Origin of the sequence: Pseudomonas citrullilanati, assembly GCF_030580855.1 — a bacterium.
In the GTDB taxonomy this organism is placed as follows: domain Bacteria; phylum Pseudomonadota; class Gammaproteobacteria; order Pseudomonadales; family Pseudomonadaceae; genus Aquipseudomonas; species Aquipseudomonas citrulli.
In genome coordinates this window covers 1-26,780 of record NZ_JAUQOP010000061.1, presented here as the reverse complement: position 1 = coordinate 26,780, position 26,780 = coordinate 1, and the positions used below count along the sequence as shown (strand labels likewise).

The window sequence follows — 26,780 nt, the reverse complement described above, 5'->3', positions numbered from 1 at the left end:
TGGACAGGAACAGGACCATGAAGTCCTGCACCGCCCCGGCCAGCACCACGCCGGCGATCAGCCAGAGCGTGCCGGGCAGGTAGCCCATCTGCGCGGCCAGTACCGGCCCGACCAGCGGCCCGGCGCCGGCAATGGCGGCGAAGTGGTGGCCGAAGAGGATGTGCTTGTTGGTCGGGACGAAGTCCAGGCCATCGTTGTTGAGCACGGCAGGCGTGGCCCGGCGCGCATCGAGTTGCATCACGTTGTTGGCGATGAAGAGGCTGTAGTAGCGGTAGGCGACCAGGTAGATGGCCACGGCTGCGACGACGATCCAGAGGGCGTTGATGGCCTCGCCGCGGCGCAAGGCCACGACACTCAACGCACAGGCTCCCAGAACAGCCACGGCAAACCAGGCGAGGTGTTTAACCAGACGGGTTGTCATTGCGTGTCTCCTGCCGAGGTCCAGTGGACTGCGGCGATTGTTTTTATAGTGTGCCCCGCTTTTCGGAGCCGGCCCAATATCCCCGCAGACCGTCAATAAATAAATCCGTAGTACTACGTAGGCCGTTGATTGCCCTTGTGGGAGCAAGGCTTGCCCGCGATGGAGTCAATACGGTCTTTTATAAACCGCGGAGCCTGCATCGCGAGCAAGCTTTGCTCCCACATGCCTCGCTCCACAGGTTTTATGCGTCACCCATGGGTTTGGCATATGATGCCGCCATTGGCCTCTCCGCCGAGTCCGGACAGGAGTACACATGCTGCTCAAACACAAAATCGTCGCCCTCGGGATCCTGCCGTTGGTGCTGGCGATCGCGGTGATCTGCGCCCTGGTGATCTCGCTCAATCGCCAGTTGGGCGATCAACAGGCACAGCTCATCGAAGACAGCATCCTGGCGAGCAAGCGCGCCGAGCTGAAGAACTACGTCGAGATGGCCCAGAGCCTGATCGCGCCGCTGTACAACGACGGCCAGGGCGACGAACGCGCGCAACAACAAGTGCTGGAAGAGCTGCGCAAGCTGAGCTTCGGCATCAACGGCTACTTCTTCGTCTACGACCGCCAGGGCCGCAGCCTCATGCACGCGCGCCAGTCGGACCTGGTGGGCCAATACCTCTGGGACATGAAGGACCCCCACGGCCTGCCGGTCATCCAGGCGCTGCTCAAGAGTGCCCAGTCCGGCGAAGGTTTCCAGCGCTATGCCTGGAACAAGCCCTCCTCCGGCCAGGTCACCGAGAAGCTGGCCTACGTGGTGATGCTGGACCGTTGGGGATGGATGCTCGGCACCGGGATCTACCTGGAAGACGTCGAGCGCGCCACCCAGCAGGCCCGCGCCGAAGTCGCCCAGGGCATCCACACCACCATGCAGGCCATCGCCGCCATCGCCCTGGTGGCGGTGCTGCTGGTGTTCGCCGGCGGCATGACCCTCAACGTCAGCGAACACCGCCTGGCCGACAAGAAGTTGCAACGCCTGAACCAGCGCATCGTCAGCCTGCAGGAAGAGGAACGGTCGCGGGTCTCCCGGGAGTTGCACGACGGCATCAGCCAACTGCTGGTGTCGATCAAGTTCCAGTTCGAACTGGCCAGCCACGTGCTGGAAAACGGCCAGGAAAACGGCCTGGGCATCCTCAAGAACGCGACGGACCGATTGGGCGAGGCCATCGGTGAAATCCGCAGCATCTCCCACGACCTGCGCTCCTCCCTGCTCGACACCTTGGGCCTGCCCGCCGCCATCGGCCAGCTCGCCTCCGAATTCCAACAACGCAGCGGGCTGGAGGTGTCGTACCGCAGCAATGAGTTCGATTGCCGGCTGGAAAACGGCGCGCCGGTCTCGCTGTTCCGCATCGCCCAGGAAGCCCTGACCAACATCGAACGTCACGCCGGGGCGAAAAGTGTCGGCATCAGCCTGTTCGGCTCCGCCGAGTCCTTGCGCCTGACCGTGGTGGATGACGGCATGGGCTTCAACGTGCCGCAGGTCGAACGCGGCCACGCCGGCATCGGCCTGCGCAATATCCGTGAGCGGGTCGAGCATTTCGGTGGCCGCCTGGAGGTCACCTCCGAACCAGGCCGCAGCGAGCTGGACATCCTGCTGCCCATGAACCTGACGGCCAGCCAAAGCTGATGAATCCCGAGCCCGAGAACCCCTCGTCGATAGACCTGCCCGCTGCGATCCGCGTCGCCCTGGTGGATGATCACTCCCTGGTGCGCGACGGCATCCGCGCCCTGCTGTCCGTCATGCCACGGTTGGACGTGGTCGGCGAGGCCGAGAACGGTGCAGAGGCGATCGACATGGTCGGCCGCTGCACACCGGACCTGCTGCTGATGGACATCGGCCTCAAGGACATGAACGGGCTTGAGCTGACCCGCCTGTTGGGCAAGCAATACCCGCGCCTCAAGATCCTCATCCTGAGCATGTACGACAATCATGAATACGTGAGCGAATCGGTGCGCTGCGGTGCCAGCGGCTATGTGCTCAAGAACGCCCCGTCGCGGGAAATCGTCGCGGCCATCGAAGCGATCATCGGCGGCGGCACCTTCTACAGTGCCGGGATCGCCCAGCACCTCGCCACCGCCCCGAACACCGACAACGAGCTGACGCCCCGGGAAAGCCAGGTACTGCGCAAGATGGTCGAGGGCCTGAACAACAAGGAAATGGCCCGCGAGCTGGACATCAGCGTACGCACCGTCGAAACCCACCGCCTGAGCATCCGTCGTAAGCTCAACATCGACAAACCCGCGGCCTTGGTGAAATACGCGATCGACCACGGGATCGTTTCACGCTGAGCGAGGCCGTCACCCCGAGACAACCCGCAAGCACTTTTACTACACTGGCCCGTCTTGTCCCCTTCCCTTGCGAGACGTCCCATCCCCATGAAAACCATAACAAGCACGATGACGTTCTGCGGCCTGCTGGCGCTGTGTGGCAATGCCCTGGCCGAGCCCGCCGCCTCCCACCTGGACGAGGTCCTGCAGCGCGGCGAACTCAAGGTATGCACCACCGGCGACTACAAGCCCTACACCTACAAGACGCAAACCGGCGACTACGAAGGGATCGACACCGACATGGCGCGCTCGCTGGCCGCCAGCCTCGGCGTCAAGGTGCAATGGGTCCAGACCACCTGGAAAACCCTGATGCCGGACATGCTGGCGGGCAAGTGCGACATCGGCATGGGCGGGATCTCGGTGACCCTGGAACGCCAGAAGAAAGCCTACTTCAGCAACACCCTGGACGTGGATGGCAAGGTGGCGCTGGTACGCTGCGAAGACCAGTCGCGCTACCAGACCCTCGAACAGATCAACCAGCCTTCGGTGCGCCTGGTGGAGCCGGCCGGGGGCACCAACGAAGCCTTCGTCCGCGCCTTCGTGCCCAAGGGCCAGCTCGCGTTCCACGACAACGTGACGATCTTCCAGGAACTGCTGGACAAGCGGGCCGACGTGATGATCACCGACGCGTCCGAAGCGCTCTATCAGCAAAAACTCAAGCCCGGCCTGTGTGCCGTCAACCCGACCCACTACCTGCAGTACGGCGAGAAGGCCTACCTGCTGCCGCGCGATGACACCACCTGGAAGATGTACGTCGACCAGTGGCTGCACCTGAGCAAGGCCAACGGCAGCTACCAGAAAGTGATCGGCCAGTGGCTGGCGGTTCCAGCCGCTCAGTGACGGTCAGCCGGCACTTTCCTGTGGGGAGCGAACCTGCTCGCGATGGCATCAACCTGCCGGGCCACCCTGCATTCAGCTGCCGGCGCCGCCATGGGCCTCGTCGAAGAAATAGTCCTTCCAGCTGTCGGCCTTGTTTTTCAGCACGCCCAATTCATGCAGTTTCTCGGCATAGATGTAGGTGCGTTGCGGAACGACGGTGAAGTCGATTTCAGGGTCGACGACGATTTTTTCCACCAGCGCCAGCGGCAGCTTGGATTGTTCTACGCGCAGGTAGGTCTGGGCAGCAGCCGGTTTGTCGGCCTTGATGATCCCCTGCGCCTCCACCAGGGCGTCGTAGAACGCCTTGTAGGTCTTGGGGTTTTCGTCGTGGAATTTTTCCGTGGTGTAGAGCACGTTGAACGTCGCAGGCCCGCCCAGCACCTCATAGGAGCTGAGCACCTTGTGCACGTTAGGGCTTTGCAGCGCCTGATACTGGAACGGTGGGCTGGAGAAATGCGCATTGATTTGCGACTGGCCGGCGATGAGCGCCGCCGTCGCATCCGGGTGCGGAAGGCTGACCGAAATGTCGTCGAATTTCTTGAAATGATCGTTGCCGAACAGCTTGGCCGTTTCGATCTGCAACGTGCGCGACTGAAAGCCCACGCCCGCCGCCGGAACGGCGATCCGGTCCTTGTCGGTGAAGTCCTTGAGGCTCTTCACGTTCGGGTTATTGGTCAGCAGGTAGTTGGGCATCGACCCCAGCGAAGCGATGGCCTTGACGTTCTGTTTGCCGCGGGTCCGGTCCCAGATCGTCAACATGGGCGGGACGCCCGCCGACACCACATCCAGGGCGCCAGTGAGCAGGGCTTCGTTCATCGCGGTCGCGCCGGAAATGCTGTTCCAGTCCACCTTGATATCCAGGCCCTGGGCCTTGCCATGTTTCTCGATCAACTGCTGGTCACGCACCACGTCGAGGATCAGGTAGCCGATGCCGAATTGCTGGGCGATGCTGATCTTGCCTTCGGCGTGCGCCGAGGGATTGAGCAGCGCAGTCGCTGCCAGGGAAACCAACAAGGTGAGCGCGGAACGCTTGAAAGCCATGATCGGGTAACCTCACGGGAAGTGGACCACGACTTTAAGGCTATAAGAATATTAATTTAAATACTGAAATAGCATATTGATAGCACTTGAATATCCAGCCTCCGAGCCGTGAAATCGCACTCACGAACGCGATCCCTTGATAACCTTGCAGACTCCCCTGCCCCCCGTGCGAAGCAATCATGAACGAGATGACCTTGGATGTAGGCCGCGCCGCCGAGTCTGTTTCCCGGCCGCGCACGCTGGTCTTCCTGGCCTACCCGCAGATGGGCCTGCTGGACCTGACCGGCGCCCAGACGGTGTTCTGGGCGGCCACCAAGGCCATGGCCGAACGGGGCTTGCCGGGCTATGCGATGCACACCGCAAGCCTGGCCGGCGGGCTGATGCGCACCGCCGAGGGGCTGGTCGTGGACACCGCCGCCCTGGATCAGTTGGACCAGGCCGGCATCGACACGCTGATCGTCCCCGGCGCACCCGATATCTGCCAGGCGATGATCGATTGTGTCGAGCTGGTGGCGTGGCTGCGCGGCGCCTCGGTCAAGGCCCGGCGCACCGCATCGGTGTGCAGCGGCACGTTCCTCATGGCCCAGGCCGGTTTGCTGGACGGACGGCGGGCGGCCACCCATTGGGCCATGTGCGACTTGTTGAGGAATCGGTTCCCGCGGGTCGAGGTCGACCTGGATGCGATCTTCGTCCAACAGGACGCCGTGTGGACCTCGGCCGGGGTCAGTGCCGGGATCGACATGGCCCTGGCGCTGGTCGAGGCCGATTGCGGCCGCGACGTGGCCCTTCAAGTGGCCCGGGAACTGGTGGTCTTTCTCAAGCGTCCCGGCGGCCAGGCGCAGTTCAGCCAGCTGTTGCAATTGCAGATGCAGGACAGCGCCGGATTCGATGAACTGCACCTGTGGATAGCCGAACACCTGGACGACGCCCACCTGACCATCGACCGGCTGGCCCGCCAGGCCGGCATGAGCCCACGCAACTTTGCCCGGGTCTACAAGCGCCAGACCGGACGCACCCCGGCCAAGGCCGTCGAACTGTTTCGCCTCGAAGCCGCACGACGGCAGTTGGAAGATTCCCAACGCAACATCGACCAGATCGCCCGCGCCTGCGGCTTCGGGGACGAGGAGCGGATGCGCAATACCTTCCAGCGCCACCTCTCGATCTCCCCCCGGGACTACCGCAATCGTTTTTCCCGCTGATACGCACCCGCCGGGCTCCGCCGATCACCCGGCAGCGTTCAGGCGACCCGCCTGGACAGCGGCGCCTGCTCGGCCGACCCGGCCACGAACGTGCTGCAACGGGCCCGCAACCAGCGTTCCCCCGGGTCGTTGTGCGAGGCGCCGCGCCACACCATCGACAGCTCGTGCTCGGGCAAGCCGAGCGGCGCCCGTTGCGCCCTCAGGCCCGTCGTCGCGGCCATGGCGAGGGCGACGTAATCCGGCACGATGGCAATCATGTCGCTCTCGGCCAGCAACACCGGCAAGGCGCTGAACTGCGGCACCGTGAGCACCACCCGGCGCTGCCGGCCGAGGAGGCTCAGCGCTCGGTCCGCGTCATCGATGACCTTGCCCATGGAGGACACCACCGCGTGGGGCCGGAGACAGAATTCGTCCAGGCTCAGTTCGCCCGGTTGCGAATCGGCCCGCAGGAGCATCGGCCGGATCGGGCGCAACCCCTTGCGCCGGGCATTGGCCGGCAGCTCAAGGGTATGGCTGATGCCCAGGGAGATCTCGCCGCAGGTCAATAGCTGGGAGATTTGCCACTGGTCAGCCCGGCGCACCACCAGCCGGGTGCCCGGCGCCTCGGTCCGCAAGCGTCGCAGCAGGTCCGGCAGCAGCGCGTATTCAACGTCATCGGAAAGCCCGATATGGAACGTCGCCTCGCTGGTCGCCGGGTCGAAGGCCTGGCTCCGGCCCAGGGCCGCGGCGATACCGTCCAGGGCTGGCGACAGGTTGGAAAAAATCTCTTCGGCCCGAGAGGTGGGCTCCATCAGCCGGCCCACGCGAATGAACAACGGGTCATCGAACATCAGCCGCAGGCGCGCCAGGGCACTGCTGATGGTCGGTTGGCCGAGGAACAGCTTTTCGCTGACCCGTGTGACGTTGCGTTCGTGCATCAAGGTTTCGAAGACCACCAGCAGACCGATGTCGGTACGACGCAGGTCGTTTCTGTTCATCATAGTCGTCGCCCCAGGCGCCAGGCCCTTGAGTCGCAAGTGAACAAGATTGCCGCCGGCCCCTTCATCAAGGCCCGCCAGCGACGCGGTGATTGAAGATTAACGCGCTGCCAGGCGGCTGTCTGTCGTACCTGGGGACGCCGCGCTCACGCTTTGGGCAGGCGCGCTGATACTTCGGTATAGCGTCGCGATGGCGCCCGGTGGGCGGGCTTGGCCGGATTTCAGGGTTTTATGTCCTACCGGATGGAAACGGCGCGCTTCTAATATAGCCAGGCAATGCCCTGCGCCCCGAGGCCAGGGCGAGACCCCCAAAAAAAATCAAAGGTCTGGCGCGTGCCCCTATCTTCCGCGATGTTCAGGAACGTCTATGACAGTTTTCGGCCCCCCACTTTGCGCATGGGCGTGCGGTCATCGATGGGAATCAGCAGCCACCCGCTGGTCAATGCCCTGGGCTGGGCAGTCGGGCTGGTGGTGGCGTGCGGCATCGTCATCATCAATTCCGAGACCCATTCCGACCTGGCCCCCACGTTGCTGTACATCACCTTGTTGCTGATGGCGGCCAATCTGTTTTCCATCAACCTGGTGATCAGCGTCGCGCTGATGTGCATGGTCCTGCTCACGGCGATGTTCCTCTATAACGGCGGCTATCACCGCTGGGAATCGACCACCGGGTTCTTTCGTTGCCTGACGGCGCTGTCGGCCATCGCTTTCCTGGCGTTGCGCAGCAAGCAGGCCTCGGACAGCCTGCGGCACAACGAAGCCTACCTGATCGGCGCCCAGCGCTTGAGCCAGACGGGCAGCGTGGGCTTTCGCGGTGATCGGCAAACGATGGCCTGGTCGGAGGAATCGGCCCGGATTTTCGAGTACCCGCTGAACCGGCCGCCGACCGTGTCGATGATGCTGGACCGCACGCACCCCGACGACCTGGCACTGGCGCGAGGGATTTTCGAGCAGGCGGCGCGCCGCGCCCTCCAGATCGAGGTCAAGCTGCGCCTGCTGATGCCGGACGGACGCCTCAAGCACATCCACATGATCGCCAGCCCCTTGCCCGATCACCAGGGTGGCTGCCAGTACGTCGGCGCGCTGATGGACATCACCGCCAGCAAGCAGGCCGAAGAAGCGTTGTTTCGCGCCCAGAGCCAACTGGCCCATGCCACCCGGCTGACCTCGCTGGGGGAAATGGCCGCCTCCATCGCCCACGAAGTCAACCAGCCGCTGACGGCCATCACCAGCAGCGGCGAGGCGTGCCGCCGCTGGCTCGTGCGCCCGCAGCCGGATCTGGACGAGGCCCTCGACTCCGTCGACCGGATCGTCGCCAACGCCTGCCGCGCCAGCGAGGTCATCAGCCGCATCCGGGCGCTGGCGCGCAAGTGCGACCCGTTGCGCCAGCCCGAATCCCTGGACGACATCGTCAGCGAGACGCTGCACCTGGTCCAGCAACAACTGGCCCATCACCGTGTCAGCGCCCACGTCGAGCTGGCGGCGAACAACCCAACGGTCAGCGCCGACCGGGTGCAGTTGCAGCAGGTGATCATCAATCTGATCATCAACGCCTGCCACGCCATGGAGGGGATCGACACGCGCGAGCGATGCCTGCACCTGCGCACCTGGACCGAACACGACGAGGTGGTGCTGGAAGTGGCGGACCAGGGCACCGGCATCGCGCCGCAGATTCTTCCCGCGCTGTTCAACCCGTTCTTCACCACCAAGGAAAACGGCCTGGGCATTGGCTTGTCCATCTGCCGCTCCATCATCGATTTCCATAACGGCAGGATCTGGGCCACCAGCGAAGTCGGCCAAGGCACCGCGTTCAGGTTCGCCCTGCCCTTGCTCCCCAGCACAACGCCACCCGGGAACCCTTGAAGATGCCGAACCATTGCCCGACCCCGGCCATCTGCAACGACCCGATCGTCTACATCGTCGACGACGATGCACCGCTGCGCGAGGCCCTCGGCAGCCTGCTGCGCTCCATTGGCTTGCAGGTCCGGCTGTTCGGTTCGGTGGCCGAGTTCGCCCTGCACCCTCGCCCCGAGTTGCCCAGTTGCCTGGTACTGGACGTGCGATTGCAAGGCACCAGCGGCCTGGACTTCCAGCATGAGCTGGCCAAGGCCAACGTCCACTTGCCGATCGTTTTCATGACCGGGCATGGCGACATTGCCATGACTGTCCGGGCCATGAAGGCCGGCGCGGTGGACTTCCTCGCCAAGCCGTTCCGGGAGCAGGACCTGATCGACGCGGTGGCCGCCGCCCATCAACGGGATCGGCAGCGGCGCGAATCCCGGCAAGCGTACCAGCAAGTGCACGACCGCTATTGCACCCTGACCCCGCGCGAACAACAGGTCATGGCGCTGGCCGCTTCGGGCTTGCTGAACAAACAGATCGCCGGGGAAATCGGCCTCAGTGAAATCACCGTGAAGATTCATCGCGGCCAGGCCATGCGCAAGATGCTCGCGCGTTCCTTTGCCGATCTGGTGCGGATGGCCCAGGCGCTGGAGTTGCCCCGCCACGTCTAGCAAGTTCATACCCACGTATACTTGGCGGGGTGGTTGGACGGCGTATCTTGCAGTGATGGCGGATGGCTTCATGCCATCTGATATCCACTCAAGGTATCGAAATGCCCGACACTGCGATTATCTCCGTGATCGATGACGATGAATCAGTCCGCGTTGCACTCGACGGCTTGTTACGTTCCCACGGCTACAGCGTGCGTACCTACGCGAACGCCCAGGCATTTCTGGCCTCCGACCCACTCGATGACACCGCCTGCCTGATATCCGACATACAAATGCCCGGCATGACCGGTATCCAGATGTACGACCTGCTGTGCGCCCAGGGCGTGCTCATCCCGATCATTTTCATCACCGGCTACCAAGGCCCGGCCCCTCGTGTCAGCACCGGTTCCCCGGCGCCGGTGGCGTTCTTTCCAAAGCCGTTCCATTGCGGCGAATTGATTGCCTGCATCGAGTCGGTGCTCGGGAGTGGCCTGACGGGCCACTAGCCGCGCCTGGGTTTTCCCGGCCGCCGGCAAGACCCCATACGTTGGTATAGGTCATTCACACCCAGGCATATCCCCGCTGACCTTATGTAGAAGTGTTGGCCGTTATCGCAGCGAATACCATTTCCTGCAGCGGGCCGAAACCGAATGGGTGTCCTGATCGCTGTCCAATGCCCGCACTTTTTCGCGCTCGCCCTACGGTCACGCTGAACACTTGAATAACTCAACGTATCGATCCAGTCTTCGGGAGCAACTCATGAAACAGCATATTCTGATTGTCGGCGCAGGTTTCGGCGGTGTCTGGAGCGCACTGAGCGCGGCTCGCCTGCTGGACCAGCATGATCGCCATGACGTGCAGGTCACCGTCCTGGCCCCCCAGGCGCAATTGCGCATCCGTCCACGTTTCTACGAGCCGGACGTGCACACCATGCTGGCCCCGCTGGACAGCCTGTTCGATGCGGTCGGGGTGAATTTCGTACAGGGTACGGCCGACAGCGTCGATGCCACGCTCAAGCAGGTGGGCTACCACGACGCGGCCGGCGCCAAGGGCACGTTGAACTATGATCGCCTGGTGCTGGCGGCGGGCAGCCAACTGATTCGCCCCGACCTGGCCGGAATGATCGAGCACGCCTTCGACGTGGACCAGATCGAACAGGCGACCCGGCTGGAAAGCCATCTCAAGACCCTTGCCAGCCTGCCGGACAGCCCCGCCCGCAACACCGTCGTGGTCGCCGGCGGCGGCTTCACCGGGATCGAAACGGCCACCGAAATGCCCGCCCGCCTGCGCGCCGTCCTCGGCCAGGACGCGGACATCCGGGTCATCGTGGTGGATCGCGGGCCACAGATTGGTGCATCCATGGGCGACGGCATCCGCCCGTCCATCATCGAAGCCTCCGCGCACCTGGGCATCGAGTGGATCCTCAATGCGTCGGTGGAATCGGTGGACGCCGGCGGCGTCACCCTGTCGAGCGGCCAGCGCATCGAATCCCGCACCGTGATCTGGACCGTGGGCTTCCGGGCCAGCCCGCTGACCCAGCACGTGGCCGGCACCCGCGATGCCCAGGGCCGCCTGCACGTCGACAGCCACCTGAAAGTACTGGGGCAGCCGCACATATTCGCCGCCGGTGACGTGGCCTACGCCGCCACCGACACACTGGGCAACCACGCGGTGATGTCCTGCCAGCACGCCATCGCCCTGGGTCGCTACGCCGGCAACAACGTCGCCGCCGACCTGCTCGGCGTCGCGCCGATGCCCTACAGCCAGCCCAAGTACGTGACCTGCCTGGACCTGGGTGCCTGGGGCGCGGTGTACACCGAAGGCTGGGATCGCCAGCTGAAGCTGGTGGGCCAGGAAGCCAAGGACCTCAAGACCCAGATCAACAGCGTCTGGATCTACCCGCCGGCCGCCGACCGCGCCACCGCCCTGGCCGCGGCGGACCCGTTGATCCCGGTGGCGTAACCCGATCGCCCACCCGGCCAATCCCCCTTCCTGCGCCGGTCTTTCCCGGACACCCGCCAATGATCGTTCGGCGGGTGTTTTTTTTGTCTGCGCACCCAAACCCAGCCCGAATATCGTCATTGCCGAGCAAAATCCGTGGCAACGCTTGTCTCCCGTGCGACCGGCACAGGGTATGGTAGGCAAAAACCATCCGGATCGAGGTCTGCCGTGGCGTCCTATTCCCTGCGTCAACTGAAGTACTTCGTCACCACCGTCGAATGTGGCAGCGTGGCCGAAGCCTCTCGCAAGCTCTACATCGCCCAACCGTCGATCGCCACGGCCGTCAAGGGCCTTGAGGACAGCTTCGGCGTGCAGTTGCTCATCCGTCACCATGCCCAGGGCGTGTCATTGACCCCTGGCGGCGCGCGCTTCTATCGCAAGGCCCAGGAGTTGTTGCGCATGGCACGGGAGTTCGAGCAGAACGCCCTGGCCGATAACGACGTGGTCAGCGGCCAGATCGATATCGGCTGCTTCGAGACCGTTGCGCCGCTCTACCTGCCGCGGCTGATCGCCGGTTTTCGCGAACGCTTTCCGGGCGTCGAGATACGCCTGCAGGACGGTGAGCAGCAGGAACTCATGCAAGGCTTGACCGGGGGGCGCTTCGACCTGGCGATTTTCTATGAACACGACCTGGACAGCACCATCGAGACCGAGGCCTTGACGGCGCCACAACGGCCCTACGCCCTGTTGCCGGCGGGGCACCGCTTTGCCAATCAGGCGCAGGTTTCGCTGCGTGACCTGGCGTCGGAACCGATGATCCTGCTGGACGTGCAACCCAGCAGGACCTATTTCGTCAGCATTTTCGAAGAGCTGGGCCTGACACCGAACATCGTGTTCAGCTCGCCGTCCATTGAAATGGTCCGGGGCATGGTCGGCCAAGCGTTCGGCTTCGCGGTGCTGGTGACCCGGCCGCATTCCACCTGCACCTATGACGGGCAACAGGTGGTGTGCGTGAACATCACCGAAGACGTGACAGGCTCGGCTCTGGTGGCGGGCTGGCTCAAGCGCACCCACCTCACCAAGCCGGCGCAGTTGTTCGTCGACTACTGCAAGGAACAGTTCAGGCAATGGCTGGCCTGACCGACCAGCCCACACCATCGCCGTGCTGAACAGTGACTCTTGTGCTGCTAAGTACTCACTCTTGTGGCGAGGGGATTTATCCCCGCTGGGCTGCGCAGCAGCCCCCCAGACCCGTCAGATCAATCTGCCTGACACTCTAAGTTTGTCGGTATCTTGGGGCCGCTTCGCGCCCCAGCGGGGATAAATCCCCTCGCCACAGGCCCATATTTACAATAGATGGGACGTTCGGGGCCTAGCGAGCGGCCCAGGCGTTGAAGCGCTGTTCGAGCTCCTCGCCGTGGTCGACCCAGAACTCCGCGTCCACGGCTTGGGCTTCGGCCAGGTTGGCCTCGGCGGTGGGCAGTTGTTCCTGGACCGTGGTCGGCAACAACGCGAGTGTCTTGAGGTGCACCGGCCCATAAGGAATGTTTTGCGAAAACACCTTCTGGGTCTGCGGCTGGCTGGCGAAGGCAATGAACTGCTCGGCCAGGGCCTTGTTCGGCGTACCCTTGACCACGGCCCAGTACTCCGGGTCGTAGAGGCTCTGCGGCCAGACGATGCTCAGCTTCATGCCTTCCTTTTGCGCCGACGCGATCCGGCCGTTGTAGGCCGCACTCATCGCCACGTCCCCCGCCACCAGCCATTGCGCCGGTTGGGCGCCGGCTTCCCACCATTGGATATTCGGCTTGATCTGGTCCAGCTTGGCGAAGGCCCGGGACACGCCCTGCGGCGTGTTCAACACCTTGTACACATCCTGCGCCTTGACCCCATCGGCCAACAGGGCGATTTCCAAGGTGTACTTGGCCCCCTTGCGCAGGCCACGCTTGCCCGGGTACTGGGCGACGTTCCAGAAGTCCGCCCAGGACTTGGGGGCCTTGGCGAGCTTGGTCTGGTCATAAGCCAGGACCATCGACCACACGTAGGTGGCGACGCCACACTCATTGAGCGCGCCCGGCACATAGTTCGCCGGGTCGCCAAGGCCAGTCAGGTCGAGCTTTTCGAACAGCCCTTCCTCACAGCCGCGCAGCAACTCGGGGCTTTCCACTTCGACCACGTCCCAGCTGGTATGGCCGGCGGTGACCATGGCCTTGATCTTCGACAGCTCTCCATTGTATTCACCCGCCACGATGTTTCCCGCACCGCTGGCATTGAAGGGTTGGAAGTAGGCCTTGTCCTGGGCCTGCTTGGTGGCACCGCCGAAGGAAATCACGGTCAGGTTCTGGGGCGCGGCCATGACGCTGGAACTCAACAGCGCCACTGTGCACGCGATGTTGCAACGCAAGGATCTGGACATGAAGCGGTTCCTCGAAAATGCCGGCTCGCCCGCACGAGCCGGCGACGGGACTCAAGGGTGACCGTAAGCGCGGGCGGTATGGTCTACAGCAAAGGCTCTTGTCGGCCTGTTCGTTCTCGCCTGGCTGACCACCAGGAATCTCCTTCCCTTGAAATCGTCCTCCTCAGGCACCCTGGCGGTCAGCAATCATTGGGTTCACAGAGATGACACGCCAACCGATCCATCAAGCGATCGCAGGCGGCCATTTGTTCAACGCTCACGTATTCGTCGGGTTTGTGCCCCTGGTCCATGCTGCCGGGACCACAGACCACCGTCGGCACGCCGGCCTGGTGAAACAGGCCGCCTTCGGTGCCAAAGGCGACGGTGCTGAAAGCGTCGCTGCCGCACAGTCGCGCAACCAGTTGCGCAGCAGCGCTGTCAGGCGAGGTCGCCAGGCCCGGGTAGGCGGACAGTGGTTCAAAACGAATCGCCGTATCGCCCACCACCGCCTGCATGGCCGGCAGCAGTGTCTGTTCGGCAAACGCCTGCAATTGCTCGGCCACCACTTGGGGATTGAAATCCGGCAAGGCGCGTACTTCAAAATCGAAACGGCAATCGGCCGGGACAATATTCAGCGCCGTGCCGCCGTGGATCACCCCGACCTGAACCGTGGAAAACGCCGGATCGAAGCGCGAGTCATGCCGTGATGGCTCGGCCAGCTGTGCACCGATCTCGCCCAAGCGCCCCATCAGCCGCACCGCCTGCTCGATGGCGTTGACTCCATTAGGGGCATAGGCCGAATGGCAGGACGCCCCTCGGACATGACAGCGCATCGCCAGCTTGCCTTTGTGCCCCAGCACCGGTCGGAGTTGGGTGGGTTCGCCAATCAGGCACAGGGCCGGTGGAGGAACCCTCCGGACCAACACCTCCAGTAAGCTGTGGACGCCCAGGCAACCCACCTCTTCGTCATAGGAAAACGCCAGGTGCACCGGCCGCCGAAGCGCACTGGACAAGAACACCGGCACCGCCGCGAGTACCGAGGCCAAGTAGCCCTTCATGTCCGCCGTACCCCGCCCGAACCATTTGCCGTCCCGCTCGGTCAGGCAGAACGGATCGACCGTCCAGGCCTGCCCATCCACCGGCACCACATCGGTGTGCCCGGACAACACCACGCCACCAGGCACCGCCGGGCCAATGCTCGCCAGCAGGTTGGCCTTGGTTCGCTCGGCGTTGTAGATCAGCTCGCTGTCCACGCCCAGCCCTTGCAAGTAATCGCGTACGAACTCGATCAAGGCCAGGTTCGACTCGCGACTGACCGTGGCAAAGCCCACGAGCGCGGCAAGCAGGGCGCGACTGCGCAACTCACTCATCGCCCGGCACTCCATAACTGGGCGCCAGTGTCGGGTTGAGCGCGCGGGTCAGGTAATCCTGCAACTGCGGTTGATAGGCGAGCCAGAGCTTTTCCAGCTCGCCGATGGGATTTTCCTCGGCCCAGTCCACCCGCAGGTCGACGATGGGCCAGGTCAGGTCACCCACCACCGACAGCGCCGCCGAATGCACCGCCCCGGCCTCCCCGCCCGCCGCCTGCCCGGCCAGCAGCGCGCTCATCAAGCGTGACGCAAGGCAACCACCGCCCTGCTCGAAGGCGGTGACCATGGCCTCGATCACCGCACCGCTGGCCAACAGATTGCCGGCCGCCACGCATTGCTCACCGGCCACTGCGTTGTGGGTCCCCAGGCTATGTTCGCCACTGAAAATCGCCGTGCGTCCCTCGGCATCGATCACCGCCACCTGCCGGTATTGGCTGTAGCCATTGCGCGCCAGGGCCCCCTCCAGCGCCGCTTGCGCCTCCAGGCCGCTCGCCAGTTCATCCAGGATCTGCGGCCCCAGGGCCGGCAGGGTAATGTTCTGGCTCGACACCGCGCCGACGCCCGCCCGCAACCAGGGGCAGCGGGCACCAACGGCAATGCTCGAGGAACTGATGGCGATGCCCAACTGCCCGGTTTCGGCACAGCGCCCAACGATGGAAAAGGTCATGTTCCGCTCCTTATTCGGGGATCACTGCGATCACGTCGATTTCCATCAGCCACTGCGGCTGGCCCAGGGCACTGACCACCAGCCCGGTGGAGATCGGAAACACGCCCTTGAGCCACTTGCCGACTTCCTGGTACACCGGCTCGCGATAGCGCGGGTCGATCAGGTAAGTCGTGGTCTTGACGATATGGCTCAGGTCACTGCCGGCTTCCTCCAGCAATTGCTTGACGTTGCGCATGGCCTGCTCGGCCTGGGCGCGAGGATCGCCAAGCCCCACCAGCTGGCCATCGAAGTCGGTGCCGACCTGGCCGCGCACGTAGACGGTATTGCCGGCGCGCACGGCCTGGCACAGATCGTTGTCCAGCGTCTGGTTCGGGTAGGTGTCCTTGGTATTGAACATGCGAATACGCGTATGAGTAGGCATCAACGGACTCCCGTGAGACTGGTTTTGGAACGCTGTGAATCGCTGTCGAGCGCCGGGGCCTGGCGCTGGGCGGCATCCTGATAGGCGAGGTAAATGCGTTGCTTGACGATGTGGTCGGCCACATGCCGGGCGTCATGCCAGACCCCCCAGATGAACGCCGAGCCTCGACGCGACAACCATGGCAAGCCGATGAAATACAGGCCCGGCTCACTGCACACGCCGCGCTGATGCCGAGGCTTGCCATTGGCGCCGAAGGCGTCGACCTTCAACCAGCTGTAATCCACCGAGTAGCCAGTGGCCCAGATGACACTGGTCACGCCGGCGGCGACCAAGTCCAGTTCCAGGATGGGCTGGGTCAGGCATTGCGGGTCGGGCAGCAGGTCGCGGGCTTCTGGTTCGAGCGGCAGGTCAAGGCCATTGCGCTCGATGTAGGCGTCGGCGGCGTCCAGCAGCGCCAGATAGTTTTCGTCGCCGCGCGCAATGTTTTCAGCAAGATTCGGTTCGAAGGTCACCAGGCTGCCGTTGAACGATCTCGTCAACCCCACCAGGGTGATGCCCTCGTGGGCCAATCGGCGAAAATCCACGGTATGGCCGCCACGGGCCCCGCTCACCGCGATGGTGACGTGCTCCTTGCCAGGCTGGACCGCCTCGGCGTCCCACTCGCCCAGCACGCCCAGCCACCAGCAGAAATCACGGTTGCGATAGGCCCGGGGGGGACGATCATGGGCCCCCACCGAGAGATAGACCTGCTTGCCGGCGCGACGCAGTTCGTCGGCGATCTGCACCCCGGAAGACCCGGCGCCCACCACCAGCACAGCCCCCTCGGGCAATTGCCCGGGGTTGCGATAGTGAGCCGAGTGAAGCTGGGTGACCGCTGCCATGTCCGGTGCAATCGGTGGGATCACTGGCCGTTGAAATGGCCCGGTGGCGACGACCACATGGATCGCTTCGATCAGGCCCTCGGAGGTTTCGACGCTGAAGCCCGCGCGACCGACGTTGCGCTCGACGCTCCTGACCTCCACGCCGGTACGGATCGGTGCGTTGAACTTGCGGGCATAGGCTTCGAAGTATTCGGCCACCTGGTCCTTCGTCGCGAAGGCATCCGGGTCTAGCCCTGCGAATTCCAACCCCGGAAAACGGTCATGCCAGGCCGGTCCGTTGGCCACTAGCGAATCCCAACGCGCGGTGCGCCAGGCCTCGGCAATGCGGTTTCGCTCCACGACAAGATGAGGCACGCCTTGCCGGCTCAAATGTTCGCTCATGGCGACGCCGGCCTGGCCGGCGCCTATGACGAGCGTATCGATGCGTAGGGTTTCAACAGGCATGTCTGTGCACTTCCGGCAGTAGGTTTGGTTCAGGCCGGCATCGCGCCGCCTCGGGTCTGACTTCTTGTTGTTCTGCGCTTGCAGCTATCCAGATCAGATGTCGAGGCGATTGTGTTGGCAGGGGGAGATTTGCGAAACGAGGGTTTTTGTCGTTGCTGGGAAGGAAAAAAATGGGCTGCGGCGGCGTAAGGGTTATTGGCCATCATGGCAAAGGGCAATGGCCACGGCAGGCCAGGCAGCCTGATGCCGATTGGCCGCCAGATCGATTGACATCGCCAACCCTGTGGGGGCGAGCCCTGTTCGCGATGGCAGTGACTCGAAGGGCAGCAGGCGCTCAGGTGCTTTCCGGCACATCGATCTGAAGCGGCACCACCCGTCTCGGCGCCGGACCTGGGGCCAGGGCGGTCGCAGCCTCGACCAGTGCTTCGATCGCCTGTGCGGCCATGGCCACGACGGGATGGGACAGCACCGCCTGGACCAGCCCCGTCTTCAAGGCCTCCCGTGTCAACGGTGTCAGGTCATGGCACACCACCACGGGCAGGCGAAGCTGTTGTTCCTGGAGACCGCGCAACGCCCGCAACACGCCGGCGATGCCACCGCCGGCCACATAAAGCCCCGCCAGGTCGGGCTCGGCCGTGAGTAAATCCAGCGTATTGCCATAAGCGAACTCATCATCCTCCAGCGTCAGGCGCGATGCGAGCAGCTCCCATTCGCTGGAGTGTTCGGCCAGATAACTGCGAAAGCTCAACTCGCACAGCTCCTGGCACTGAAAACGCTGGCTGCTGAGCATGACGGCCGCCGTGCCAGGCTGACTCGCGAGGCGACTGACGAACCAACCTGCCGTGCGGCCCGTCAGTCGATTGTCCAACCCGACATACCCGGCGCCGCTGGCGCTGGACAGCTCCGACAGCAGCGCCACCACCGAGACTCCTGTCTCGCGCAAATGCGCGACCGTCTCCCGGACCCGGGGGTGATCCACCGCCACCACGCCCAGGCCGTCCACTTGGTCGCGCAGGGCCAGGATCCGATGCGCCACGATGGCCGGGTCGAGATCGTCCAGATAACCGATGACCACCCGAATCCTTGCTCGCGTGCAGGTCGCGGCGGCGTTCGACAAGGCGTGGGCGAGCCCTTGGTAAAAAGGCACGCCGCTTTTCTGCAGCAGGAAGCCAAGCCGTAATGTCGGGCGGTCATTCAGCAGCCGCTGCTCGATAACGGCCTTGGCATGGAACCCCAGCCGTGCGGCAGCCGCGGCGATGCGCTGGGCGGTGTCGGCACGCACATCGGCGCGCAGGTTCAGCACCCGGTCGACGGTCGACAGGCTGACCCCGGCTTCCCGGGCAACATCGGCCATGGTGGGGCGCAGTTTGCGGCGGCGTTGCTCTGACATGTATTGACACCTCTACGGGGCATCATGAGGTGTTTTGACACATTAGACCATCCCCCCATGGTCCTCTCTGCGACAACTCAATAGCATCAGGCCAGGCACCTAAAAACAAATGCAGCCGGAGCACCTCATGACGATTCATATCTGCACAGCGCCTTGTTGCTGGGGCGTCGATGACGTCAGCAATCCATTCCTGCCGCCGTGGCGCCAGGTGCTTGGCGAAGCGGCCGAGGCCGGCTATCGCGGTATCGAGCTGGGGCCCTACGGCTACCTGCCGCTCGACGCCGAAACCATCGTTCCGGTCCTGGCCGAGCATGATCTGCAAGTGGTCGCCGGGACGATCTTCGACGACCTCGTCAGCCCCGCCAACCTGCCCGGACTGCTGCGCCAGGCCCACGATATCTGCACCCTGCTCAAACAGCTGCCTGCCATGGAACCGCAAGCCGGCCAGCGCCATGCCGGGCCTTACCTGGTGATTATCGACTGGGGCCACGAGGCGCGCGACTACGCCGCCGGTCACTCGGAACGCGCCCCGCGCCTGGACGATTCACGCTGGAACGCCATGATGGCGCACATCCGCGCCATCGCCGACATCGCCTGGCGTCAATACGGCATCCGCGCCGTCATCCATCCCCATGCCGGCGGCTACATCGAGTTCGCCGATGAATTGGCGCGCCTGGTGGAGGACATACCCGATGAAATTGCCGGACTGTGCCTGGACACCGGGCATCTCTACTACGCCGGCATGGACCCGGTCGCGTCGCTGCGCGCCTACGCCCATCGCCTGGACTACCTGCACTTCAAGGACATTGACCCGGTGGTGTTCGACCAGGTGCTGGGCGAACGCATCCGCTTCTTCGACGCCTGCGCCCGGGGGGTGATGTGCCCCATCGGGCAGGGCGTCATCGATTACTCGGCGCTGCACAGCCTCGTGCATGAACTGGGCTACGTCGGCTGTATCACCGTCGAACAGGAGCGCGATCCGCGCAACGCGGCAAGCAGCCTCGACGACGTGGCCGCCAGCCGTGCCTACCTGGCCCGCATCGGTTTCTGATCACACAAGGGACAACGTCATGATCAACGGCAGCAAAACAATCACGCGGCCCATCCGGTGGGCCATGGTCGGTGGCGGCGAGCACAGCCAGATCGGCTACATCCACCGCTCGGCCGCCCTGCGCGACCGGAATTTCGAATTGGTCGCCGCGGCGCTGGACGTCGATCCCGCCCGTGGCCGAGCCTTTGGCGAGCAACTGGGTATCGACCCCGAGCGCTGCTATTCGGACTACCTCAGCCTGTTCGAGCTGGAAGCCCAACGTCCCGATGGGATTGAAGCGGTATCGATCGCCACGCCCAACGGCACTCACTACGCCATCACCCGCGCCGCCCTGGAGGCCGGGCTGCATGTGGTCTGCGAAAAACCGCTGTGCTTTACCCTCGAACAGGCCGAGGCGCTGCGTACCCTGGCGCGATCCAAGGGGCGTATCGTTGGCTTGACTTACGGCTACGCCGGGCACCAGTTGATCGAACAGGCCAGGGCGATGCTCGCCGCGCAGGCGCTGGGCGAGATCCGCATGGTGCACATGCAGTTTGCCCATGGTTTCCACAGCGCACCAGTGGAGGCGCAGAACCAGGCCACCCAATGGCGCGTCGACCCGCGCCAGGCCGGGCCCAGCTACGTGCTGGGAGATGTCGGCACGCACCCGTTGTATTTGTCCAAGGTGATGCTGCCCGACCTCAAGATCAAACGCCTGATGTGCAGCCGGCAGAGCTTCGTCGCCAGCCGTGCCCCATTGGAAGACAACGCCTACACCTTGATGGAATACGAAGGCGGCGCCATGGGCATGGTGTGGTCCAGCGCAGTGAATGCCGGTTCCATGCACGGGCAGAAAATCCGCGTGATCGGCTCCCGGGCCAGCCTGGAATGGTGGGACGAGCGGCCCAACCAGTTGAGCTTCGAAATCCAGGGCCAACCCGCGCAGATCCTGGAACGCGGCATGGGTTACCTGCACGCCGACGCGCTGCAGGACGACCGCATCGGTGGCGGCCACCCCGAAGGGCTGTTCGAGGCCTGGTCCAATCTCTATCGACGCTTCGCCCTGGCCATGGATGCGGCGGACCGGGGCGACAGCGAGGCGCTGGCCGCCCTGCGCTTCCCCGACATCGACGCCGGGGTGGACGGCGTGCGCTGGGTCGAACGTTGCGTGGAATCAGCCGAGAAGGATGCCGCGTGGGTCGCCTATTGACCCCTGTGGCGAGGGGATTTATCCCCGCTGGGGCGCGAAGCGGCCCCCGACATTCCATCCTGATACACCGCAGCAGATCCATTTGGGACCGTTTCGCGGTCCGGCGGGATAAACCCCTCGCCACGGTAGTGAGCATTACTTAACGGAGAACAACAATGAAAATCGCCCTCGACCCTTACATGCACCGTCACCTGAACCTGCCGGACCTGTGCCGCAAGACCGCCGAACTCGGCTACCAGTACCTGGAGCTGTCGCCACGGGAAGACTTCCTGCCCTGGTGGGTACGCCCCCGTGCCCACAAGGCACGCATCGCCGAGTTCAAGAAAGCCCTGCGCGACCACGATTTGCAACTGGCCTCGCTGCTGCCGATGTACCGTTGGGCCAGCCCCCATGAAGACGAACGCCGGGCCGCGGTGAACTATTGGAAGGAAGCCATCCAGATCGCCGTGGAAATGGGCTGCACCACGATGAACTCGGAGTTTGGTCGTGGTCCGTCGCCTGATCGCGGGCATACCATCAATTGTTGCGGTGGCGTGCACAGCCACGAGTCGAGCGAAGCGGCCTGGTGGCGCTCGATGGAAGAGCTGGTGCCGATCCTGGAAAGCGAGGGGGTCACGCTGAACGTCGAGCCTCACCCGGAAGACTGGTGCGAGACACTGCGCCCGGCCCTCGACATGCTCAAGACCATCGGCTCGGACAACGTCAAGTTCCTTTACTGCACGCCGCATACCTATTATTTCGGCGATGACATGAAGGCCATGATCGCCGAGGCCGGGGCGATGATCGCCCATGTCCACATCGCCGACACCTACAACCACAAGGCTTCGTCCGGCCTGCGCTACATCGTCAACCCTCCCGGCGCCAAGGTGACCGTCCACCAGCACATGGACATGCACCAGGGCGAGATCGACTGGGACCTGTTCTTCAGTGAACTGGCCAAGACCGGCTTCGACGGCATCGTCACCGCTTGCGTATTCGGCTGGGAGGAACGGGCCGATGAGTCCGGGCGCTTCATGCGCAAGGAAATCCAGTCCTACGTCGACCGGTATTTCCGCTAGACCGTGCCGGTCATGGGAGCAGCGGCACGATCCGCGGCTCGATCAATTGCTCACTCACCTCAAGCAGCGCCAACGTCACCGGCAACTTGAACCGTCGCCGGCCGGCGCTGCCAGGATTGAGGTAAAGCCGCTCGCCACGCCACTCGATCAGCGGTTTATGGGAGTGGCCGGTGATCACCAGCCTCACGCCGGGGCCGAGCGCTGCCGGCACATCCGCGATGTCATGGACCACCACGACCGTCCATCCCTCCAGGTCGAATTGCAGGCGGTCAGCCAGATGCACGGCCCATTCGGCGCCCAGGTCATTGTTGCCCCGCACCACCTGCAACGGCGCAATCGCCGCCAATTGGTCGAGTATGTCCGGGCTGCCGATGTCGCCGGCATGGATGATCCGTTCGCACCCCTGCAAGGCATCAAGCGCCTCCGGACGAAGCAGACCATGGGTATCGGATATGACGCCGACTTTCATCCTGGCTCCCTCGCGACGATTATTGTGCCGAATTCGAATAAGATAGGCTCCCCGCCAACAAATGCGCAGCCCCGTCGTAAAAGGAACATGTTGATGCTCGGACGCAAACGGCCAGAGCCAGAGGTAGACAACTCTGACGAAGCCTTCTCGCCCCAGGCTGCACGGACCGGCGCCGCCCTTCGGCTCACCGTGAGCTTCATGCTGGTGGTGGTCATGGCATTCCTGGCCGTCGAGGGCTGGCGGACCTGGCGTGACTATCGCGCCGCCTTTGCGGCCGCCCGCGACTCGGTGACGAACCTGGCACGGGCCACGGCGCAGCATGCCGAAGACACCATCCGACAGGTGGACGTGGTGACCGCCGCGCTGAGTGAGCGGGTCGAAGGCGACGGGCTGCAGAACATCGACATCCCGCGCATCCACAAGCTGCTGGTCCAGCAATCCGCCATCATGCCGCAATTGCACGGGCTGTTTATCTACGGCCCTGATGGCCAATGGCTGGTGACGGACAAGGAAGTGATCCCGGAAATGCCGAACAACGCCGACCGGGACTACTTCCAGTACCACCGCACCCACGAAGACCGCAACGTGAGGATCGGCGAAGTGATCAGGAGCCGCTCCACCAACGACCTGATCATCCCCATCTCCCGGCGCTTGAACAACCCCGACGGCTCCTTCGCCGGGGTGCTGCTGGGCACCGTCAAGGTCAGCTATTTCGTCGACTACTACGGCGACTTCAAGATCGACGACAAGGGCGCCCTGGTCCTGGCCACGCGCAGCGGGACCATCCTGGTACGCCGCCCCTTCGTCGCCTCGGTGGTGGGCAAGAGCCTGGTCAACAGTGTGATCTTCAAGAACTTCCTGCCCACCTCCAACCAGGGCGTGGCCGAGGCCCGGGCCGTCGTCGACGACACCGAGCGGCTGTATGGCTACCGGGCCCTGACCACCTACCCGCTGGTGGTGGAAGCCGGCCTGTCCCGGGAGTCGATCATCGCGCCGTGGCGCCGCGACCTGTTCAAGACCGGCGTCGTGCTGATCTTCCTGATCGCGATACTCGTCGGCTTCGGGCTCATCGTACTGAGCCAGTTGCGCTACCGGATGAGCATGGAGAAGCAGATCCGCAGCGCCCACCAGACCATGCGCGACATGGCGCTGACCGACAGCCTGACCGGCCTGGGCAACCGCCGGCGCCTGGACAGCGCCCTGGCCGAGGCGCTGCGCCTGGCCAAGCGCCAGGGCTCGTCCCTGGCGCTGATCATGCTCGATGTCGACTACTTCAAGCGCTTCAACGACAAATACGGCCACGCCGCCGGGGACGATTGCCTGCGGGCGATTGCCCTGGCGGTGCAGAAAGCCATCAAGCGACCGGGCGACCTGGCCGTCCGGTACGGCGGCGAGGAACTGACCGTCCTGCTGCCCAACACCGACAGCACCGGGGCGGCCAAGGTCGCCCAGGAAATCCTCGAGGGCATCCGGGCGCTGAACATCGAGCACGGCGACCATCCGCTGGGCCTGGTCACGGCCAGCGCGGGTATCGCCAGTTGCCAGCCGGCCACCGAGGAGGTCACGCCGGCGATGCTGATCAAGGCCGCCGACGCCTACCTGTACCTGGCCAAGAACACCGGCCGCAACCGCTGGTGCAGCGCCGCCGCGCCCCCTGCCTGAGCGCCCGCGCCGCACCGTGCATCGGTGCGCGGCAGGCAATCCGAAGTCCACAGGTGCCGGCAAGGCGCCTGGCGGCTACAATGCTCGCTTCGACCGTGACCAGCCTGACTAGAAAACCCATGTCCTTGCCCAAACATCATCTGGAATTGCTCAGCCCCGCCCGCGACGTGACCATCGCCCGCGAGGCCATCCTGCACGGCGCCGACGCCGTGTACATCGGTGGCCCCAGCTTCGGCGCCCGGCACAACGCCTGCAACGAGGTGGGCGATATCGCCCGGCTGGTGGAGTTCGCCCATCGCTACCACGCCCGGGTGTTCACCACGATCAACACCATCCTGCACGACAACGAGCTGGAGCCGGCCCGCCAGTTGATCCACCAACTGTACGATGCCGGTGTCGATGCGCTGATCGTCCAGGACCTGGGGGTGATGGAGCTGGACATCCCGCCGATCGAGCTGCACGCCAGCACCCAGACCGACATCCGGACCCTGGCGCGGGCGAAGTTCCTCGACCAGGCCGGCTTCTCGCAACTGGTCCTGGCCCGTGAGCTGAACCTGCAGGAAATCCGCGCCATCGCCGACGAGACCGAGGCGGCCATCGAGTTCTTCATCCACGGCGCGCTGTGCGTGGCCTTTTCCGGCCAGTGCAACATCTCCCACGCCCAGAACGGCCGCAGCGCCAACCGCGGCGACTGCTCCCAGGCCTGCCGCCTGCCCTACACCCTCAAGGACGACCAGGGTCGCGTGGTCGCCTACGAAAAACACCTGCTGTCGATGAAGGACAACAACCAGAGCGCCAACATCCGCGCCCTGGTGGAAGCCGGCGTGCGGTCGTTCAAGATCGAAGGCCGCTACAAGGACATGGGCTATGTGAAGAACATCACGGCCTACTACCGCCAGCGCCTGGACGACGTCCTCGAAGACCGCCCGGACCTGGCCCGCGCTTCCAGCGGCCGCACTGCGCACTTCTTCGTGCCCGACCCGGAGAAGACCTTCCACCGCGGCAGCACCGACTACTTTGTCAGCGAGCGCAAGATCGACATCGGCGCCTTCGATTCGCCGACTTTTACCGGCGTGCCGGTGGGCGTGGTGGAAAAAGTCGGCAAGCGCGACATGCAGGTCGTGACCTTCGACCCCCTGTCCAACGGCGACGGTCTCAACGTGCTGGTCAAGCGTGAAGTCGTGGGTTTCCGGGCCAACATCGCCGAACCCAAGGGCGAATTCGACGAGGACGGCCAAAAGCGCTACCGCTACCGGGTCGAGCCCAACGAAATGCCGGCGGGCCTGTACCAACTGCGTCCCAACCATCCGTTGAGCCGCAACCTGGACCACAACTGGCAGCAAGCACTGCTCAAGACCTCTTCCGAGCGCCGGATCGGCCTGGCCTGGGTCGCTCGACTGCGCGAAGAGCGCCTGGAACTGACCGCCACCAGCGAAGAAGGGATCAGCGCCAGCGTTGCCCTGGACGGGCCATTCGGCGTGGCCAACAAGCCGGAACAGGCCCTGGAACAATTGCACGACCTGCTCGGCCAGCTGGGCACCACCGACTACCACGCCACGTCGATCAAGCTGGACGCGCCCCAGGCGTTCTTCATTCCCAACTCGCAGCTCAAGACGTTGCGCCGCGAAGCCATCGAGGCGCTAACCGTCGCGCGCCTCAAAGCTCACCCACGCGGTGGGCGCAAGGCCGAGACCAACCCGCCGCCGGTGTACCCGGAGTCGCACCTGTCGTTCCTGGCCAACGTCTACAACCAGAAGGCCCGGGACTTCTACCATCGCCATGGCGTCAAGCTGATCGATGCGGCCTTCGAAGCCCACGAAGAGACCGGTGAAGTGCCGGTGATGATCACCAAGCACTGCCTGCGCTTCTCGTTCAACCTCTGCCCCAAGCAGGCCAAGGGTGTCACCGGCGTGCGCACCAAGGTGGCCCCGATGCAACTGATACACGGGGATGAAGTGCTGACCTTGAAGTTCGATTGCAAGCCCTGCGAGATGCACGTGGTGGGCAAGATCAAGGGCCACATCCTCGACCTGCCACTGCCGGGCAGCACCGCGGAGCCGATTGTCGGCCACATCAGCCCGGAAGACCTGCTCAAGACCATTCCTCGCGCGCCGCATTGAACCCGATGCATGCTGTTTGACCGCACTGCTCTTCGCGAGCAGGCTCGCTCCCACAGTGGTTTGAGTGACCCAGTGGGAGCGAGCTTGCTCGCGATAGCGGTGGGTCAGGTTGCAGAGCTGTCGACTGGACCGCCGCCATCGCGAGCAAGCTCGCTTGTGTCTTAAGACAGGATAAAGTCAAAGGTGAGAGGGGTGGACAGCAAGCTGACGGGTCGCGGTGCCCTAAGCACGTGTGGGAGCCAAGCTGCTGTCCACTCTTCCCGCTTTGGCTCAAAGCTCGAACAGTTGACTGAGTTTCCGCCCTCGAACAACAAGCATGAGCCAGGCCAAAGCGCCTCTC

General features: G+C 64.1%; 24 protein-coding genes. 14 read left to right on the top strand and 10 right to left on the bottom strand.

Features of this window, described 5'->3' with window-relative positions:
• The coding region (locus Q6A48_RS24545) for a carbon starvation CstA family protein (RefSeq protein WP_304557011.1) at nt 1–421 on the bottom strand (421 nt) is incomplete at its 3' end.
• A 313-nt stretch (nt 422–734) separates the two neighbouring features.
• Between Q6A48_RS24545 and Q6A48_RS24540 the strand changes: the two genes are divergently transcribed.
• The 3 genes from Q6A48_RS24540 (at nt 735) to Q6A48_RS24530 (ending at nt 3,637) form a co-directional block, all read left to right on the top strand.
• Entirely contained in the window at nt 735–2,096 is a 1,362-nt protein-coding gene (locus tag Q6A48_RS24540) for a cache domain-containing protein (protein ID WP_304557010.1), read from the top strand.
• 29 nt (nt 2,097–2,125) lie between these two features.
• The gene (locus Q6A48_RS24535; RefSeq protein WP_304557012.1) at nt 2,126–2,758 is read left to right on the top strand and encodes a response regulator; all 633 of its coding nucleotides are present in this window, start codon (nt 2,126–2,128) and stop codon (nt 2,756–2,758) included.
• A gap of 87 nt (nt 2,759–2,845) precedes the next feature.
• A complete protein-coding gene (locus tag Q6A48_RS24530; protein ID WP_304557009.1) occupies nt 2,846–3,637 on the top strand; it encodes a transporter substrate-binding domain-containing protein in 792 nt (263 codons plus the stop codon).
• Nucleotides 3,638–3,709: 72 nt separating this feature from the next.
• Here Q6A48_RS24530 and Q6A48_RS24525 read toward each other — a convergent pair whose 3' ends face one another.
• On the bottom strand, nt 3,710–4,717 hold the full coding sequence (locus tag Q6A48_RS24525; RefSeq protein ID WP_304557008.1) for an ABC transporter substrate-binding protein: 1,008 nt from the start codon (nt 4,715–4,717) through the stop codon (nt 3,710–3,712).
• Nucleotides 4,718–4,905: 188 nt separating this feature from the next.
• Here Q6A48_RS24525 and Q6A48_RS24520 point away from each other — a divergent pair, with 188 nt between their 5' ends.
• Nucleotides 4,906–5,916 carry a GlxA family transcriptional regulator gene (locus Q6A48_RS24520; RefSeq protein ID WP_369811731.1) on the top strand — a complete coding sequence of 337 codons (1,011 nt, stop codon included), beginning with the start codon at nt 4,906–4,908 and terminating at the stop codon, nt 5,914–5,916.
• 38 nt (nt 5,917–5,954) lie between these two features.
• On the opposite strand, the gene Q6A48_RS24515 is transcribed toward Q6A48_RS24520, so the two are convergent.
• Nucleotides 5,955–6,896, bottom strand: a complete 942-nt coding sequence (locus Q6A48_RS24515) for a LysR family transcriptional regulator (protein ID WP_304557005.1) — start codon at nt 6,894–6,896, stop codon at nt 5,955–5,957.
• Between the two features lie 411 nt (nt 6,897–7,307).
• Here Q6A48_RS24515 and Q6A48_RS24510 point away from each other — a divergent pair, with 411 nt between their 5' ends.
• From Q6A48_RS24510 to Q6A48_RS24490, 5 genes are all read left to right on the top strand, one after another.
• Nucleotides 7,308–8,756 (top strand): PAS domain-containing sensor histidine kinase, encoded by a 1,449-nt coding sequence (locus Q6A48_RS24510; RefSeq protein WP_304557004.1) that lies wholly within the window; start codon nt 7,308–7,310, stop codon nt 8,754–8,756.
• 2 nt (nt 8,757–8,758) lie between these two features.
• A complete protein-coding gene (locus Q6A48_RS24505) occupies nt 8,759–9,406 on the top strand; it encodes a response regulator transcription factor (protein ID WP_304557003.1) in 648 nt (215 codons plus the stop codon).
• A gap of 101 nt (nt 9,407–9,507) precedes the next feature.
• On the top strand, nt 9,508–9,891 hold the full coding sequence (locus tag Q6A48_RS24500) for a response regulator transcription factor (protein ID WP_304557002.1): 384 nt from the start codon (nt 9,508–9,510) through the stop codon (nt 9,889–9,891).
• Between the two features lie 253 nt (nt 9,892–10,144).
• The gene (locus Q6A48_RS24495; RefSeq protein ID WP_304557001.1) at nt 10,145–11,347 is read left to right on the top strand and encodes an NAD(P)/FAD-dependent oxidoreductase; all 1,203 of its coding nucleotides are present in this window, start codon (nt 10,145–10,147) and stop codon (nt 11,345–11,347) included.
• A 207-nt stretch (nt 11,348–11,554) separates the two neighbouring features.
• Nucleotides 11,555–12,466: a LysR substrate-binding domain-containing protein gene (locus tag Q6A48_RS24490; RefSeq protein WP_304557000.1), complete on the top strand. Its 912-nt coding sequence runs from the start codon at nt 11,555–11,557 to the stop codon at nt 12,464–12,466.
• A 232-nt stretch (nt 12,467–12,698) separates the two neighbouring features.
• Here Q6A48_RS24490 and Q6A48_RS24485 read toward each other — a convergent pair whose 3' ends face one another.
• The 6 genes from Q6A48_RS24485 to Q6A48_RS24460 all read right to left on the bottom strand — a co-directional run bounded on the left by Q6A48_RS24485 (nt 12,699) and on the right by Q6A48_RS24460 (nt 18,891).
• On the bottom strand, nt 12,699–13,679 hold the full coding sequence (locus tag Q6A48_RS24485; protein ID WP_369811730.1) for a gamma-aminobutyric acid-binding protein: 981 nt from the start codon (nt 13,677–13,679) through the stop codon (nt 12,699–12,701).
• Nucleotides 13,680–13,918: 239 nt separating this feature from the next.
• A complete protein-coding gene (gene argE / locus Q6A48_RS24480) occupies nt 13,919–15,088 on the bottom strand; it encodes an acetylornithine deacetylase (RefSeq protein ID WP_304556998.1) in 1,170 nt (389 codons plus the stop codon).
• Nucleotides 15,081–15,755, bottom strand: coding sequence for a DUF1028 domain-containing protein (locus tag Q6A48_RS24475; RefSeq protein ID WP_304556997.1), 675 nt, complete (start codon nt 15,753–15,755; stop codon nt 15,081–15,083). Before Q6A48_RS24475 ends, argE begins: the two co-directional genes overlap by 8 nt.
• Nucleotides 15,756–15,765: 10 nt before the next feature.
• Nucleotides 15,766–16,176, bottom strand: coding sequence for a RidA family protein (locus tag Q6A48_RS24470; RefSeq protein WP_003182257.1), 411 nt, complete (start codon nt 16,174–16,176; stop codon nt 15,766–15,768).
• Complete coding sequence (locus Q6A48_RS24465) at nt 16,176–17,501, bottom strand: flavin-containing monooxygenase (protein ID WP_304556995.1); 1,326 nt, start codon at nt 17,499–17,501, stop codon at nt 16,176–16,178. Before Q6A48_RS24465 ends, Q6A48_RS24470 begins: the two co-directional genes overlap by 1 nt.
• Nucleotides 17,502–17,835: 334 nt before the next feature.
• Nucleotides 17,836–18,891, bottom strand: a complete 1,056-nt coding sequence (locus Q6A48_RS24460; protein ID WP_304556993.1) for a LacI family DNA-binding transcriptional regulator — start codon at nt 18,889–18,891, stop codon at nt 17,836–17,838.
• A 127-nt stretch (nt 18,892–19,018) separates the two neighbouring features.
• Between Q6A48_RS24460 and Q6A48_RS24455 the strand changes: the two genes are divergently transcribed.
• The 3 genes from Q6A48_RS24455 to Q6A48_RS24445 all read left to right on the top strand — a co-directional run bounded on the left by Q6A48_RS24455 (nt 19,019) and on the right by Q6A48_RS24445 (nt 22,189).
• Nucleotides 19,019–19,942 carry a TIM barrel protein gene (locus Q6A48_RS24455; RefSeq protein ID WP_304556992.1) on the top strand — a complete coding sequence of 308 codons (924 nt, stop codon included), beginning with the start codon at nt 19,019–19,021 and terminating at the stop codon, nt 19,940–19,942.
• A gap of 19 nt (nt 19,943–19,961) precedes the next feature.
• Nucleotides 19,962–21,131, top strand: a complete 1,170-nt coding sequence (locus tag Q6A48_RS24450) for a Gfo/Idh/MocA family protein (RefSeq protein WP_304556990.1) — start codon at nt 19,962–19,964, stop codon at nt 21,129–21,131.
• Nucleotides 21,132–21,286: 155 nt separating this feature from the next.
• Complete coding sequence (locus Q6A48_RS24445; protein WP_304556988.1) at nt 21,287–22,189, top strand: sugar phosphate isomerase/epimerase family protein; 903 nt, start codon at nt 21,287–21,289, stop codon at nt 22,187–22,189.
• A gap of 10 nt (nt 22,190–22,199) precedes the next feature.
• Here the strand turns inward: Q6A48_RS24445 and Q6A48_RS24440 are convergent, their stop codons facing one another.
• Nucleotides 22,200–22,658 carry a metallophosphoesterase family protein gene (locus Q6A48_RS24440; protein WP_304556987.1) on the bottom strand — a complete coding sequence of 153 codons (459 nt, stop codon included), beginning with the start codon at nt 22,656–22,658 and terminating at the stop codon, nt 22,200–22,202.
• Nucleotides 22,659–22,751: 93 nt separating this feature from the next.
• On the opposite strand from Q6A48_RS24440, the gene Q6A48_RS24435 reads away from it, so the two are divergent.
• Both Q6A48_RS24435 and Q6A48_RS24430 read left to right on the top strand, forming a co-directional pair.
• Nucleotides 22,752–24,320: a sensor domain-containing diguanylate cyclase gene (locus Q6A48_RS24435; RefSeq protein ID WP_304556986.1), complete on the top strand. Its 1,569-nt coding sequence runs from the start codon at nt 22,752–22,754 to the stop codon at nt 24,318–24,320.
• Nucleotides 24,321–24,439: 119 nt separating this feature from the next.
• A complete protein-coding gene (locus Q6A48_RS24430) occupies nt 24,440–26,440 on the top strand; it encodes a peptidase U32 family protein (RefSeq protein ID WP_304556985.1) in 2,001 nt (666 codons plus the stop codon).
• Nucleotides 26,441–26,780: the final 340 nt, after the last annotated feature.

Excerpts from the sequence above, each read along its gene's own strand:
- Q6A48_RS24540 (WP_304557010.1), top strand. The coding sequence starts at position 735 with ATGCTGCTCAAACACAAAATCGTCGCCCTCGGGATCCTGCCGTTGGTG.
- Q6A48_RS24530 (WP_304557009.1), top strand. The coding sequence starts at position 2,846 with ATGAAAACCATAACAAGCACGATGACGTTCTGCGGCCTGCTGGCGCTG.
- Q6A48_RS24525 (WP_304557008.1), bottom strand. The coding sequence starts at position 4,717 with ATGGCTTTCAAGCGTTCCGCGCTCACCTTGTTGGTTTCCCTGGCAGCG.
- Q6A48_RS24520 (WP_369811731.1), top strand. The coding sequence starts at position 4,906 with ATGACCTTGGATGTAGGCCGCGCCGCCGAGTCTGTTTCCCGGCCGCGC.
- Q6A48_RS24515 (WP_304557005.1), bottom strand. The coding sequence starts at position 6,896 with ATGATGAACAGAAACGACCTGCGTCGTACCGACATCGGTCTGCTGGTG.
- Q6A48_RS24510 (WP_304557004.1), top strand. The coding sequence starts at position 7,308 with ATGGGAATCAGCAGCCACCCGCTGGTCAATGCCCTGGGCTGGGCAGTC.
- Q6A48_RS24505 (WP_304557003.1), top strand. The coding sequence starts at position 8,759 with ATGCCGAACCATTGCCCGACCCCGGCCATCTGCAACGACCCGATCGTC.
- Q6A48_RS24500 (WP_304557002.1), top strand. The coding sequence starts at position 9,508 with ATGCCCGACACTGCGATTATCTCCGTGATCGATGACGATGAATCAGTC.
- Q6A48_RS24495 (WP_304557001.1), top strand. The coding sequence starts at position 10,145 with ATGAAACAGCATATTCTGATTGTCGGCGCAGGTTTCGGCGGTGTCTGG.
- Q6A48_RS24485 (WP_369811730.1), bottom strand. The coding sequence starts at position 13,679 with ATGGCCGCGCCCCAGAACCTGACCGTGATTTCCTTCGGCGGTGCCACC.
- argE (WP_304556998.1), bottom strand. The coding sequence starts at position 15,088 with ATGAGTGAGTTGCGCAGTCGCGCCCTGCTTGCCGCGCTCGTGGGCTTT.
- Q6A48_RS24475 (WP_304556997.1), bottom strand. The coding sequence starts at position 15,755 with ATGACCTTTTCCATCGTTGGGCGCTGTGCCGAAACCGGGCAGTTGGGC.
- Q6A48_RS24470 (WP_003182257.1), bottom strand. The coding sequence starts at position 16,176 with ATGCCTACTCATACGCGTATTCGCATGTTCAATACCAAGGACACCTAC.
- Q6A48_RS24465 (WP_304556995.1), bottom strand. The coding sequence starts at position 17,501 with ATGCCTGTTGAAACCCTACGCATCGATACGCTCGTCATAGGCGCCGGC.
- Q6A48_RS24460 (WP_304556993.1), bottom strand. The coding sequence starts at position 18,891 with ATGTCAGAGCAACGCCGCCGCAAACTGCGCCCCACCATGGCCGATGTT.
- Q6A48_RS24455 (WP_304556992.1), top strand. The coding sequence starts at position 19,019 with ATGACGATTCATATCTGCACAGCGCCTTGTTGCTGGGGCGTCGATGAC.
- Q6A48_RS24450 (WP_304556990.1), top strand. The coding sequence starts at position 19,962 with ATGATCAACGGCAGCAAAACAATCACGCGGCCCATCCGGTGGGCCATG.
- Q6A48_RS24445 (WP_304556988.1), top strand. The coding sequence starts at position 21,287 with ATGAAAATCGCCCTCGACCCTTACATGCACCGTCACCTGAACCTGCCG.
- Q6A48_RS24440 (WP_304556987.1), bottom strand. The coding sequence starts at position 22,658 with ATGAAAGTCGGCGTCATATCCGATACCCATGGTCTGCTTCGTCCGGAG.
- Q6A48_RS24435 (WP_304556986.1), top strand. The coding sequence starts at position 22,752 with ATGCTCGGACGCAAACGGCCAGAGCCAGAGGTAGACAACTCTGACGAA.
- Q6A48_RS24430 (WP_304556985.1), top strand. The coding sequence starts at position 24,440 with ATGTCCTTGCCCAAACATCATCTGGAATTGCTCAGCCCCGCCCGCGAC.